Source organism: Arthrobacter sp. 10N44_2, assembly GCF_056394385.1.
The window spans coordinates 88,726-101,702 of sequence record NZ_JBFTHT010000009.1; the positions used below are offsets into that span (position 1 = coordinate 88,726).

13 protein-coding genes and 2 tRNA genes are annotated in these 12,977 nt (G+C 65.4%); 10 read left to right on the forward strand and 5 right to left on the reverse strand.

The window, feature by feature from the left end; genetic code table 11:
• Positions 1-16: 16 nt before the first annotated feature.
• The 5 genes from gyrA to AC1DBX_RS11695 all read left to right on the forward strand — a co-directional run bounded on the left by gyrA (position 17) and on the right by AC1DBX_RS11695 (position 3,890).
• A complete protein-coding gene (gene gyrA, locus AC1DBX_RS11675; RefSeq protein WP_476850707.1) occupies positions 17-2,755 on the forward strand; it encodes a DNA gyrase subunit A in 2,739 nt (912 codons plus the stop codon).
• Positions 2,752-3,384, forward strand: a complete 633-nt coding sequence (locus tag AC1DBX_RS11680; RefSeq protein WP_243178157.1) for a DUF3566 domain-containing protein — start codon at positions 2,752-2,754, stop codon at positions 3,382-3,384. The genes gyrA and AC1DBX_RS11680 overlap by 4 nt, the downstream gene beginning before the upstream one ends.
• Before the next feature lie 98 nt (positions 3,385-3,482).
• Positions 3,483-3,556 (forward strand) — tRNA-Ile (locus AC1DBX_RS11685).
• 69 nt (positions 3,557-3,625) lie between these two features.
• Entirely contained in the window at positions 3,626-3,742 is a 117-nt protein-coding gene (locus AC1DBX_RS11690; RefSeq protein ID WP_230006372.1) for a DLW-39 family protein, read from the forward strand.
• A 72-nt stretch (positions 3,743-3,814) separates the two neighbouring features.
• A tRNA-Ala gene (locus AC1DBX_RS11695) sits at positions 3,815-3,890 on the forward strand.
• Between the two features lie 58 nt (positions 3,891-3,948).
• Here the strand turns inward: AC1DBX_RS11695 and AC1DBX_RS11700 are convergent.
• On the reverse strand, positions 3,949-4,317 hold the full coding sequence (locus AC1DBX_RS11700; RefSeq protein WP_028275348.1) for a cupin domain-containing protein: 369 nt from the start codon (positions 4,315-4,317) through the stop codon (positions 3,949-3,951).
• Positions 4,318-4,448: 131 nt separating this feature from the next.
• On the opposite strand from AC1DBX_RS11700, the gene AC1DBX_RS11705 reads away from it, so the two are divergent.
• Positions 4,449-5,378 carry a DMT family transporter gene (locus AC1DBX_RS11705; protein WP_476931794.1) on the forward strand — a complete coding sequence of 310 codons (930 nt, stop codon included), beginning with the start codon at positions 4,449-4,451 and terminating at the stop codon, positions 5,376-5,378.
• A 54-nt stretch (positions 5,379-5,432) separates the two neighbouring features.
• Here the strand turns inward: AC1DBX_RS11705 and AC1DBX_RS11710 are convergent, their stop codons facing one another.
• Positions 5,433-6,305, reverse strand: coding sequence for a glycosyltransferase family 2 protein (locus AC1DBX_RS11710; protein WP_223914864.1), 873 nt, complete (start codon positions 6,303-6,305; stop codon positions 5,433-5,435).
• A gap of 188 nt (positions 6,306-6,493) precedes the next feature.
• Positions 6,494-7,492, reverse strand: a complete 999-nt coding sequence (locus tag AC1DBX_RS11715) for a hypothetical protein (RefSeq protein WP_230011606.1) — start codon at positions 7,490-7,492, stop codon at positions 6,494-6,496.
• A 155-nt stretch (positions 7,493-7,647) separates the two neighbouring features.
• Here AC1DBX_RS11715 and AC1DBX_RS11720 point away from each other — a divergent pair, with 155 nt between their 5' ends.
• Positions 7,648-8,193, forward strand: a complete 546-nt coding sequence (locus tag AC1DBX_RS11720) for a peptidylprolyl isomerase (RefSeq protein WP_026538031.1) — start codon at positions 7,648-7,650, stop codon at positions 8,191-8,193.
• A gap of 9 nt (positions 8,194-8,202) precedes the next feature.
• Positions 8,203-9,072, forward strand: coding sequence for a rhomboid family intramembrane serine protease (locus tag AC1DBX_RS11725; RefSeq protein ID WP_230008395.1), 870 nt, complete (start codon positions 8,203-8,205; stop codon positions 9,070-9,072).
• Positions 9,073-10,199: 1,127 nt separating this feature from the next.
• Here the strand turns inward: AC1DBX_RS11725 and AC1DBX_RS11730 are convergent.
• The gene (locus tag AC1DBX_RS11730) at positions 10,200-10,805 is read right to left on the reverse strand and encodes a DNA-3-methyladenine glycosylase I (protein WP_476850711.1); all 606 of its coding nucleotides are present in this window, start codon (positions 10,803-10,805) and stop codon (positions 10,200-10,202) included.
• Between the two features lie 105 nt (positions 10,806-10,910).
• The gene (locus AC1DBX_RS11735; protein ID WP_028278234.1) at positions 10,911-11,165 is read right to left on the reverse strand and encodes a cell division protein CrgA; all 255 of its coding nucleotides are present in this window, start codon (positions 11,163-11,165) and stop codon (positions 10,911-10,913) included.
• A 177-nt stretch (positions 11,166-11,342) separates the two neighbouring features.
• On the opposite strand from AC1DBX_RS11735, the gene AC1DBX_RS11740 reads away from it, so the two are divergent.
• Positions 11,343-12,110 carry a class E sortase gene (locus AC1DBX_RS11740; RefSeq protein ID WP_476870302.1) on the forward strand — a complete coding sequence of 256 codons (768 nt, stop codon included), beginning with the start codon at positions 11,343-11,345 and terminating at the stop codon, positions 12,108-12,110.
• 170 nt (positions 12,111-12,280) lie between these two features.
• Positions 12,281-12,922, forward strand: coding sequence for an anthranilate synthase component II (locus AC1DBX_RS11745; protein WP_476856755.1), 642 nt, complete (start codon positions 12,281-12,283; stop codon positions 12,920-12,922).
• Positions 12,923-12,977: the final 55 nt, after the last annotated feature.

Below are 12,977 nucleotides of genomic sequence, written 5' to 3' on the forward strand. Positions count from 1 at the left end.
ACGGAAAATATAGACTATGAGTGACGAAACACCAGAGGTGCCGGCCGGCTCCGAGCCCGTCCTTGAAGGCGCCATCCTCGATGGCGACGTACTGACCGACCGCGTCGAGCAGGTGGACCTGCAAACCGAAATGCAGCGCTCCTACCTCGACTACGCCATGGCTGTGATCGTGGGCCGTGCCCTGCCGGATGTCCGCGACGGCCTCAAGCCCGTCCACCGCCGCGTGCTCTATGCGATGTTCGACGGCGGCTACCGCCCGGAACGCTCCTTCAACAAGTGTGCCCGCGTGGTGGGCGAGGTCATGGGCCAGTACCACCCGCACGGCGACACCGCGATCTACGACGCCCTGGTCCGCCTGATCCAGGACTGGACCATGCGCTACCCGCTGGCACTGGGCCAGGGCAACTTCGGCTCGCCCGGCAACGACGGCGCGGCCGCCCCGCGGTACACCGAAACCAAGATGGCGCCGCTGGCCATGGAGATGGTCCGGGACATCGACGAGGAAACCGTCGACTTCCAGGACAACTACGACGGCAAGAACCAGGAGCCGACCATCCTGCCGGCCCGGTTCCCGAACCTGCTGGTGAACGGTTCCTCGGGCATCGCCGTCGGCATGGCCACCAACATCCCGCCGCACAACCTCCGTGAGGTCGCCGACGGTGTGCAGTGGTACTTGGCCAACCCGACCGCCAGCCGCGAAGAGCTGCTCGAAGAGCTGATCCAGCGCGTCAAGGGACCGGACTTCCCGACCGGCGCCACGATCCTGGGCCACAAGGGCATCGAGGACGCCTACCGCACGGGCCGCGGCTCCATCACGATGCGCGCCGTGGTCAACGTCGAGGAACTCCAGGGCCGCACGTGCCTGGTGGTCACCGAGCTGCCGTACCAGGCCAACCCGGACAACCTGGCCATCAAGATCGCCGAACTCGTCAAGGACGGCAAGATCTCCGGCATCGCCGACCTCCGCGACGAGACCTCGGGCCGCACCGGCCAGCGACTGGTGATCGTGCTCAAGCGCGACGCCGTGGCCAAGGTGGTGCTGAACAACCTCTACAAGCACACCCAGCTGCAGGACAACTTCGCCGCCAACATGCTCGCGATCGTCGACGGCGTGCCGCGCACGCTCAGCCTCGATGCCTTCATCCGGCACTGGGTCACGCACCAGATGGACGTCATTGCCCGCCGCACCCGGTACCGGCTGCGGAAGGCGGAGGAGGAAGCGCACATCCTGCGGGCCCTTCTCAAGGCGCTGGATGCGCTCGATGAGGTCATTGCCCTGATCCGTGCGTCCACCACCACCGAAGCGGCCCGCGACGGGCTGATGGAGCTGCTGGACATCGACGAGGTGCAGGCCCGGGCCATCCTGGACATGCAGCTGCGCCGGCTCGCCGCCTTGGAGCGCCAGAAGATCCAGGACAAGCACGCCGAACTTGAGGCCCTGATCGTCGAATACAACTCGATCCTGGCCTCGGAGGAGCGCCAGCGCGAGATCATCAGCACCGAACTCTCGGAGATCGTGGCCAAGCACGGCGATGACCGCCGCACCAAGGTCCTGCTGGGCTACGACGGCGACATGTCCATCGAGGATCTGATCCCCGAGGAGGAAATGGTCGTCACCATTACCCGCGGCGGCTACGTCAAGCGCACCCGCAGCGACAACTACCGCTCGCAGCAGCGCGGCGGCAAGGGCATCAAGGGCGCGCAGCTGCGCGGCGACGACGTCGTCGAACACTTCTTCGTCACCACCACCCACCACTGGCTGCTCTTCTTCACCAACCTGGGCCGGGTCTACCGCGCCAAGGCGTACGAGCTCGTGGAAGCCGGCCGCGACGCCAAGGGCCAGCACGTGGCAAACCTGATGGCGTTCCAGCCGGACGAGCACATCGCCCAGGTGCTGGACCTGCGCGACTACCAGCACGCCCCGTACCTGGTGCTCGCCACCAAACGCGGCCTCGTCAAAAAGACCCGTCTGGAGGACTACGACACCAACCGGTCCGCCGGCGTCATCGCCATCAACCTGCGCGACGGCGATGAGCTTGTCTCGGCCCAGCTGGTGTCCGAGACCGATGACCTCATGCTGGTCTCCCGCAAGGGCCAGTCCGTCCGCTTCACCGCGACGGACGATGCGCTGCGCCCGATGGGCCGTGCCACCTCGGGCGTGACCGGCATGAAGTTCCGCGAGGACGACGAACTGCTGGCGGCCGACGTCGTGCAGGACGGTTCGTTTGTCTTCATTGTCACCGAAGGCGGCTTCGCCAAGCGGACCGCTGTGGAGGAATACCGCCTCCAGGGCCGCGGCGGCCTTGGCATCAAGGTGGGCAAGTACCAGGAAGAACGCGGCCACCTCGTCGGGGCCCTCATTGTCAACGAGGAAGACGAAGTCCTGGTGGTCATGGAAGGCGGCAAGGTGGTCCGCTCGTCGGTCAGCGGCGTGCCGGCCAAGGGCCGCGACACCATGGGCGTGATCTTTGCCAAGCCGGACAAGAACGACCGCATCATCGCCGTCGCGCGCAACAGCGAACGCGGGCTCGAAGTCGAGGAACCGGCCGAAGGTCAAGATGCCGGTGAAGACACCGGCGAAAATACCGCAGACGTGACCGAAAATCGGGCATCCACGCCCGATGACGTAACGTTGGCTGAAGATGGCGGACTGCATGAGGAGTCCGCAGCGGCAGAATCAGTACCGGCCCCGGAGTCAGATGAGTCATCAGGCAATGCCGAGCTGGACGAAGACAATACCGGAGGTAACGAGTGAGTAATTCCGACTCATATCCCAAGCCGAGCAGCGGCGTGCCGAGCGGAGTGCGGCAGCCCGCCGCCGCACCGCGCGTAGGCGCCCCCTCGCGTCCGCAGCAGCGCCCCGGCGTGTCCGGCGCAGCCACGGGAACGGGCCAGCGGCCCGCCGCACCCGGCCAGCGCCCCACGGTCCCCGGCCAGCGCCCAGCCGTCCCGGGGCAGCGCCCCGCCCAGTCCGGCGGGCAAGGCACTGCCGGGCTGATCAAGCCCGCTCCCAAGGCCAAGGTGCGCCGTGCCCGGCTGCTGGTCAGCAAGGTGGACCCCTGGTCCGTGCTGAAAATGGCCTTCCTGCTCTCCGTAGCGCTGGGAATCGTCACCGTCGTGGCGGCGATCGTGCTCTGGACCGTCCTGGACCTGACCGGGATCTTTGACCAGGTGGACAGCCTGCTCGGGACCCTCGCGGGCTCTGAAGGCGGCGGCTTCGAATTGAAGAAGGTGGCATCCCTGGGCCAGGTGGCTTCATTCGCCACCATCATCGCCGTGATCAATGTGGTGCTGCTGACGGCGTTGTCGATGCTTTCTGCGGTGCTCTACAACATTGCCGCGACGCTCGTCGGCGGCATCGGCGTGACCCTCACGGACGACTAATTCCCGTACTTTTCCGCGGATTCCCGCGGAAAAAGGCCTCGATTTGAGATCGGGCCGGGATGTGCTGTACAGTCATATCTCGGCCCGATGAGGCATCGGGGCGTATAGCTCAGGCGGTTAGAGCGCTTCGCTGATAACGAAGAGGTCCCAGGTTCAAGTCCTGGTACGCCCACGGAACCTGTACTGGTTCTGGCAGAGGTTAGTGAAGGTTCGTCCATGACAGAACCGGAACGGGGTGCATGTGAAGAAGTTGCTGGTTATCGCAGCCACGGTCGCAGGCGTCCTCCTCTACAGGAAAGTGCAGGAATCCGAAGCCCGGAAAGTGGTCTGGAGCAATTCAACCGATACGGTTGACTAGCCCGGAATCCGGGGATGGAAGCTGGAAACCGGCTCTCCGGACCTAGGGTATGATTGTCTGGTTGCTTCTTATGGGGGCATGGCGCAATTGGTAGCGCACCTGCTTTGCAAGCAGGGGGTTCGGGGTTCGAGTCCCCGTGCCTCCACCATAGGAAAAGCCCCGGACAGCGGAAACGCTGTCCGGGGCTTTTTTCATGCCTTCCCCACTCACTCCTTCGGCTTGGCGTAGTCCGCCATCCCTTGCCAGTCGATATACACGTAGGGCTCGTCGCCGAGGACCCAGGCGTCGTGGCCCGGCGGAATCACACCGAAGTCGCCGGGCCCGAATTCGAGTTCTTCGCCGTCGTCCATGACGACTTTGATGCGGCCGGAAATCGTGTAGCCGGTATGGCTGGCCATGCAGCTGTCAGTTTTGGCGATCGGCTTGACGTGGTCTGACCATTTCCAGCCCGGAAGGAAGGTGGCCCGTCCAACCGGGCCGGCCTCGAGGTTGACGAGATCCACCTGACCCATGCCCTCGGCAACGGGGCGCGTCTCTTCGGGATTGTCCAGGCTCTTGCGGATCATTGACGCCATGATGGTCTCCTTCTTCGATGATGGCGAGACCGGAACGTGAGACCGCGCCTTAAGATTGGCACCGCGGTATGCACCCGTCAAGGAGCAGGGGCCGTAAGGGCCCCTGCTGTCCGTCCCATTAGTGTTGGAGCGTGAACTTCTTACTTGCGGCCGTAGGCGTGCTGGGTGTGGCCTCGTCGGGGCCCCTCATTGCCGCCACGCTGGGCGCCACGTCGGTCAGTGCCCTCGCCATCGCTTTCTGGCGCAACGCCATTGGAGCAGTCGTGATGGCCGGTCCGGTTGTGGTCCGCAACCCCCGTCAGTTCGGAAAGGTGACCGGAGCCGAGTTCCGCTGGTCGCTCGCCGCGGCGGTGGCCCTGGCCCTGCACTTCGCGTGCTTCATTACCTCCCTGCAGCTGACGTCGGTCGCGGCGGCGACGGCGCTGGTGTGCCTTCAGTCAGGCTGGATCGCGATCTTCCAACTCTTCCGGGGAGTCCGGTTCCGCTGGCCGGTCCTGGTAGGGCTGGGGCTCGCCTTCGGCGGTGTCGTGACAATCACCGGTTTTGATATGGGTTCCTCGCCCGAGGCGCTTGTGGGCGATCTCCTGGCCGTCGCCGGCGGCGCCCTGGCGGGCATCTACACGCTCGCCGGAGGCAAGGCGCGGCAGAGCATGGGCACCGGCGTCTATACGACCCTGTGCTACGGCATGTGCGCCGCGATTGTGGCGGGGATGGCGCTGTTGGCTGGACAGCCGCTGGCAGGGTTCGAAGCCACCGGCTGGCTGGGGATCCTCGCCATTACCGTGTGCGCACAGCTGGTGGGGCACACCGCGTTCAACTATCTGCTGGCGACCATGAGCCCGCTGCTGGTGTCCATGATCATCCTGCTGGAAATCCCCGGAGCGGCGCTCCTGGCCGCAGCCTTCCTGGACGAGACGCTGCCGGCCGGAACCTACGCGGGGCTGGCGATGATCCTGGTGGGGCTCGTCGTCGTGGTCCTGGGGCAGCGAGGCTCACGCTCCGCCCGGAGAACGGGCGAGGGAGCCGGTGAAGAGCGGCTGGCGGAGCTCGGCACCGACTAGGCCGCTCCCGGCGGCCGCATCTCCCGGTGGCCGCGTGGCCGCCGTCATTGGCCGCTATTGGCCGCCGCGGCGGGCCGGCTGGGGAACGTTGACCGTGTGGATGGCACGGAGCAGTTTCGCCGGGAAGTAGACCGAGAAGAAGACCACCATGGGCGCCTTCAGTGCCATCTTCTTGACGTTGTGGGCCTTGTAGGTGCGGTCAAAGCGCGTCACGTAGTAGCGGTAATCCCGCGGCGAGTCCTCCAGCCGCCGGGCCGACATGCCCGAGATCATCTGCGGCCAGTACTGGATCCGGAGCTCGTGGTCGGCCAGGTGAAGCGACAGATCGATGTCCTCGTGCATCTCGTCCCGCTCGTCGCGGCAGGCTTCTGTGCGGATGGTCTCCCAGGCCGAGCGGCGCATTGCCATGTTGGAACCGAAGAGGAAGTGATACTGGTGCTTGGCAAGCCTGAGCATCAGTTGGCGCATTTTGTCGTCGGCCTTGAGCCCGAACCGGCGCATGGGCATGTCGTAATAGACCACCGGACCGGTCGCAGCGTGCACAGACTCGTCGGCGAAGGCCTTCTGCACCTGCTCCACCCAGTCCGGTTCCAGCACGGAATCGGCGTCGATCCGGCCGAGGATATCGCCCGTGGCATGGTCCAAACCGAAATTGCGTGTGGGGATGAGCCCCTGGTCGCGGTCCTGGCTGAGCAGGATGATCGGGCTCTCCGGATACTCCAGCTGCATCTGCCGCACGATTTCCGCCGTGCGGTCCTTGGACAGGTTGTCCACCACAATGATTTCGTGGGCGGGCACCGACTGGTAAACCGCGGCGATCAGACACTGCCGGATGACGCTTTCCTCGTTGTACGCCGGGATGACGATAGACACAGCCGGCGGCGGAGCAAGGAGCAAGGCATCCTGGGGTGATCTATGGGGTGACATCACCACAAATTTAGCATCTAGCCTGGCGTTTCAAGCCGGACCGTGACGTGCCTGCGGAGGCCGCGTCAAACAAAAGGAGGGATCCCGCACCGTGGCGGAATCCCTCCTTGGGAGAGTGCAGGTCACCTGCCGGCAGCGGGACTGCCCGGCGCGGGGTCTCGACTCAGCCGGCCTGTGCCGGCCAGGTTCTACTTGCCGGGCTTGTCTGCGCCGTTGTTCAGGCTGGCCGCGATGTTGCGTACGGCCGTTTTGGCGTCGGTGGCAACCTTGTCGGCGGCCTCAGCGGCGTTGCCGGCGGCGTCCTTGGCCGTTTCCGTGGCTTTGTCCGCCGCGGTGGCTGCGGAATCGGAAGCCTCCTTGGATGCCTCAGCCGCGGAGTCCGCTGCCGCTACAGTCGCGGAACCGGCCTTGTCGGCGGCGTCCTTCAGCGATTCGCCGGCCGGGGCGGCCGTGGGGGCGGGCTTTACCGGCGTCGGTACCTTCCAGGGGTCCTCCACCGGCCTGGACGCCCGCCAGGCGGCGACACCGGCTGCAACGGCGGCAGCGATGATGCCGAAGATCAGCAGGCCGCGGTGCTTGGGCTTCTGCTGCTTGGCGAGCTTGGCATTAGCCGTCTTGGTGACCTCATTGGCGGCCGCCTTGATGTTCTTGCTGGCGTTCTTGCCTGCCTTCTTGGCGTGTCCCTTGACGGCCTGGGCCTGCGTCTGGACGCCGGTGACAACACCGGAATCAACAAGCTTCTGTGCGACGGCGTCCACGTGGGCCGGGGCGTTTTCCAACGTGCGGTGGACGGCCACGGAAGCCTGCCCGATCTGGTCGGAAAGCCTGGGCAGGTACTCGACAACAACCCGGTCGCGTGCATTGGCGATGACCGGGGCTGCCTTGTCCACAGCTTCGTGCAGGCGCGGGGTAGCGCTGTCCGCGGCATCGTGGATCCTCGGCGCCAGCTGGGCCAGGCCATCCTGAAGGCGGGGAGTGACAGTGGCAACGCCGCCGGCCAGATTGTGGGCCGCCGACTTGAGGCCCTCCTGGATCTTGGGAGAGGCGGTGTCCAGTCCGTGCTGCAGGCGGGGAACAGCCCAGTTCACGGCAGCCTCAACCCGCGGGGCCGCCCAATCCTTGGCGCTGTCTACTCCGGTGCTGACTGACTGCTCCAAGTCACGGGCAATACGATCCGTTTTCTTCACAACTACCTCCCGATTAATGTGACGGTTCTGCTGTTAGCCTACGTGTCTAGGAACGCACCGGCTATTCTTCAGGCCGATTTCCAGTGGATTTCACCCAGCGCGGAACTGACTGTGCGGCCCTATGCGGGCGTAGCCGTCATGGAAGAATGGGCCCTATGACTGCCAACGCAACCGCAAAAGCCACTATCCACACGAGCCTCGGCGACATCGTCGTCAACCTCTTTGGCAACCACGCGCCGAAGACCGTCGACAACTTCGTCGGGCTGGCCACCGGTGAGAAGGCCTGGACCCACCCGGAAACGGGCGAGGACAAGACCGGCACGCCGCTCTACAACGGCACCATCTTCCACCGCATCATCAAGGACTTCATGATCCAGGCCGGAGATCCGCTGGGCCGCGGCACCGGTGGACCGGGCTACAAGTTCGACGATGAGATCCACCCGGAACTGACTTTCAACGAGCCGTACAAGCTGGCCATGGCCAACGCCGGCGTCCAGATGGGCCGCGGCACCAACGGCTCGCAGTTCTTCATCACCACCATCCCCACCGGCTGGCTGCAGGGCAAGCACAGCATCTTCGGTGAGGTCGCCGATGACGAATCCAAGAAGGTCGTCGACGCGATCGAAGGCGTCCGCACCGGCATGGGCGACCGCCCCGTCGAGGATGTCACCATTAACAGCATTGACATCGAAAAGCTCTAACCCACCACCATGAGCTACGGAATTCCGGCGGCAGAGCCGTCCGCAGAGGTCCCGGTATGCCCCAGGCACCCGGACCGGCCCGCCTATGTGCGTTGCCAGCGGTGCGGGCGCCCTGCGTGCCCCGACTGCCAGCGGGCGGCCGCCGTCGGATTCCAATGCGTTGACTGTGTCAACGAAACCAAGCGCACGACGCCGGCCGTCAGGACCGTCTACGGCGGCGCCGTGACCGCTGGCAAACCCGTGGTCACTTACGTGATCATCGCGCTGTGTGCCCTTGTCTATGCGCTGCAGTGGATAGTCCCCAACGACGGGATTTACCAGCAACTGGCCTACGCTCCCGCCCTGACCGGCGTTGAACCGTGGCGGATGCTCACCTCGGCGTTCCTGCACTCGCAGGGATTCCTGCTCCACATCGTCCTGAACATGTACACGCTGTGGATATTCGGCCAGATCCTCGAGCCGCTGCTGGGCCACGCCCGCTTCCTGGCCATATACCTGCTCTCGGCCGTCGGAGGCTCCGTCGGCTTCCTCCTGCTGACCCCGGTGTATCCGCTGAACGGCCCGGTGGGCCTCGTCGGCGCCTCCGGCGCCATCTTCGGCCTGTTTGGCGCCCTGCTGGTGGTCCAGCGCCAGCGCGGCGGCGAAGTCCGCCAGCTCCTGGTCCTGATTGCCATCAACGGCGTCATCGGCTTCATGGTCCCGCAGATCGCCTGGCAGGCCCATCTTGGCGGCCTCGTCACCGGCGCCCTGAGCGCCGCCGTGATTGCCTACACCCCCCGCGGCCCGCGGCAGACCCTGCTGCAGGCCATCGGCCTCGCGGTGGTCCTGGCCCTGGTGATCGCCGTGTCCGTCGTGCGGATGGCCGGCGCCGGCGCTTAGCCCGCTCCTGCCGAAGTCCCCGGCCGCAATCGGCCGTAACCGGCCGGAATTGAACGCCCGGCCCCTTCACTCTTTTCCAGTGTTTCCCTCGCTGGTGTTCCTTGGCTGTTCCCTCCGCTTTGTGGATCTTTCCCCCTGTACACCCGGGCCGCGCCCCGAACCTGAATTCACAGGTGCGGATCCGAGAGTTTTCCACAGCGGTTATCCACATTGTTAATAACTTACAAGCGTGTAGTTCACTGTGACGACCCGGTTCTGACCGCCCGGGCTGGCGATTATCCAGCTTGCAGGCAATGCTGCCGACCCGATCTCCACACCTGTGGATAACTTCTGTGGGTTGCCCTGTGAGTAAGTGGACAACTTTGCCCGCCCAAGCCCTGTTGCCTGGCGCCGGGCGGCACCAGCCCTGTTCCGGCCCTGCGCAGGCCCTACGCCGTGGGCACTCAAGGTAGTACTCCACAGAACGGTGCCACGGGCACACCAGGGACGGGTGCCTCAGGGCCTCCAGTCGGCGCCGCGTCTTCCCGACGATCTCCCAGCGCTGTCGCCCCCACAGGGCCCGCGCGCGGCGGCGGCAGGTCGCGACGGGCCGCGGGACGGCCGCGGTGTGTGTTTCAACAGGGTTATTCACAGTGTTAATAACTTGATGGTCTGAGCATCCGCGGGATTTAACCCGGCTCATGGCCCGGCAGAGGGGGTTGCGGCTCCGATGCGCCGGCTGTTATCCCCAGCTGTGGATAACTTGTGGGTAGTGGACTGTTATTAAGTGGATAACTCGTCCGGTGCAGCTGTGGTCGGGACGGGCCACAACGGCGGGCGGCCGGCCTGCCCCGAGGCGGCCCCGAGGCTGCCGTGAGCCGGCCGTGCGGCGGGACCGCGGTGCCATCCGCGGCCTGTTGCCGGGATCAGGGAACTTGTCCACAGGAAATCCACACTGTTAATAACTTACAGCCGTGTATTTCAGGACCGGCCGGGGATCTCAACAGTGGCTTTGCGCCCCGCTGTGGCCGCCGAACCCGGCTGAAGCGCATGAAGACCCGGAAACTTATGAACAGTGTGGATAAGTTTCCCCAGACTTGTGCACAGCTGTGGATAATGAGGCGGGACCTCGCCGGGTCACCGCCGGGTCACTGCGGCCAGACGCCCGATGACCCGCGCCGGTGGCTGTCCAGCAGATGGGTGTCGACCATTCCGATGGCCTCCATGAGCGCGAACATCGTGGTGGGCCCCACGAAGGCGAAGCCCTTCTTGCGCAGCGCCTTGGAGAGCGCGACGGACTCGGCCGAGGTGGTGGGGACCTCATCCAGGGAGTTCGGCCGGGGTGTGGCGGGCGGCTGGAACGCCCATACGAAGTCAACCAGGCCGCCGTCGTCCCTCAACGCCAGAGTAGCGCGGGCATTGGTGATGGTTGCCTGGATCTTCAGCCGGTTCCGGACGATCCCGGCATCGAGCATGAGCCGCTCCACATCGGCGTCCGTGAAGCGCGCCACCAGTTCCGGGTCGAACTCCTTGAACGCCGCGCGGAAAGCGGGCCGCTTGCGCAGGATCGTCGCCCATGAAAGCCCCGCCTGAAATCCCTCGAGGCTGATGCGTTCGTAGAGGCCCTGTTCGTCCCGGACGGGCATGCCCCATTCGGAGTCGTAATACTCGCGCAGCATGGGATCCACGGCGGCCCACGCCGGCCGCGCCAGTCCGTCGTCGCCAATGGTCGAGCCGTTTACTGCCGGGGTCATCTGGATTCCTTCGCTGGGCCGGGACTAATGCTGTGGGTTAACGGCGAAGGGCCGGCACACTGTGTGTACCGGCCCGTCAGGGATCTGCGCCGCGCGGGCCTGGTGTCAGGAACGCCAGCGTGTGGTCATCAGGAAGCCGATGATCGCGATTCCGAAGCCGGCGACGATGTTCAACGAGCCCCAAGCCTGAACCGGGAAGGCGCCCTCTGTGATGTAGAACGTGATGATCCACAGGAGGCCAATGATCATCAGGCCAAACATGACGGGCTTGAACCAGACCGGATTGGGCTTGTAGGCCTCCGCGGCAGAAGTCTGCGGGGCCACACGGGCAGTCCTTTTACGCGGCTTCGACTCGGGCACTGATCCTCCTTGGCGGGCTGGAACAAGAGCGGCCAACGTGGCTTGGTATCCTGCAGGAAGCGAGCCCCCGCCGGCCAACGTGCTCTTGGTCGAGCTTGAATTCTTGTGTCGCACAATTCTAGCTGTAGTTCCGGCCACGCCGTGGACCCGCGCAACCGTCCTGGAGGAGAACCCGCAGTGCTGGAGTTGGAGCAGGAATCCGGCCGGACGGCGCGCAGCCGCCGCGGGCTGCTCCTGCGTTCCATCCACGTCGCGGGCGAGCTGCTCCTGACCGTGGGCGTCATTGTCCTGCTCTTTGTAGCCTGGCAGTTGTGGTGGACGAATGTGGCCTCCGACGCCCGGCAGCGCGAGGCGGTGCACGACTTTGCCCGCGGGATTGGAACAGCCGCTCCCGCAGCGCCGCCTCTGCCGTCGGCTGTTGCCCCGGATCCCGCCGTCGCGCCCGAACCGGCCGAGGGCGCGACCATCGGCATCCTGTATGTTCCCCGTTTCGGCGCCGGATACACGCGTCCAATCGTTCAGGGAACCACTCCGGCGGTGTTGGACACTCTGGGCATCGGGCACTATCAGGGCACGGCCATGCCAGGGGCTGCGGGAAACTTCGCCGTGGCAGGGCACCGGCAGACCCACGGCGCCGTCCTGGACCATATCGACGCCCTGGTGCCCGGGGACCGGATCTACGTCCAGACCCGTGAGGGCTACTATGTCTACGTGTTCCGGAACAGCCAGACAGTCCTCCCCTCGCGGACCGATGTGCTGTTGCCGGTGCCGATGCGGCCGGGCGCCGCGCCGACGGAGAGCTACCTGACCATGACGAGCTGCAATCCGCGGTTTGGCTCCGAGGAACGCTTTGTGGCCTACGCCCTGCTGGAGCGGTGGCAGTCCCTTTCGGCTGGACCGCCGGCCGAAATTTCCCGGGCGGCCCGCGCGGCCGGGGAAGGCTGACGAATGTATGGCTGGCTTTTCCGCCGCCTTCCCGGGCCCTTGTGGCTCAGGATTGCGACCGCGCTGGTGCTGGCGGCCGGAGCACTGGTATTGATGGTTCAGTTCCTTTTTCCCTGGCTGGCGCAATTCACCCAGTTAACAGATTCAACGATTGGTTCGGCAAGGCACCCATGAGCACAACGAAGATCCTGGTCGTAGACAACTACGACAGCTTTGTCTACACCCTGGTCGGCTATCTCCAGGAGCTCGGTGCGGAGACCACCGTAGTCCGCAACGACGACGTCACGCTCGCCGAGGCGATCGAAATGGCCGAGGCGCGGGACGGGGTCCTTATCTCTCCCGGTCCGGGGAATCCAGCCGGGGCCGGCGTCTGCATTGAGCTGATCAAGTGGTGCGGCAGCTACGACAAGCCCATGCTGGGTGTCTGCCTGGGGCACCAGGCGCTGGCGGAGGCCTACGGCGGAACCGTGACGCACGCTCCCGAACTGATGCACGGCAAGACTTCCCTCGTCGAACACCATGGAACCAGCGTCTTTGCGGGGCTCCCGTCGCCCCTCACGGCCACCCGCTACCATTCGCTGGCCGCTGTCCGCGAGAGCATCCCGGAGGTCCTGGAGATCACCGCGGAAACGGGCACCGGTGTGGTGATGGGCCTGCAGCACCGCACCGCCCCGCTGTGCGGCGTCCAGTTCCACCCGGAATCCGTCCTGACCGAAGGCGGCTACCAGATGCTCGGCAACTGGCTGGAGTCGCTGGGCATGGCGGGCGCTGCCGAACGGGCAGCGGACCTGAGCCCGCTCATCAAGCACTGACCCGGCAGGCACTGGAAGCTCGGGCGCGGCGGTAGCCGGCACCTTAGGTTTTTCC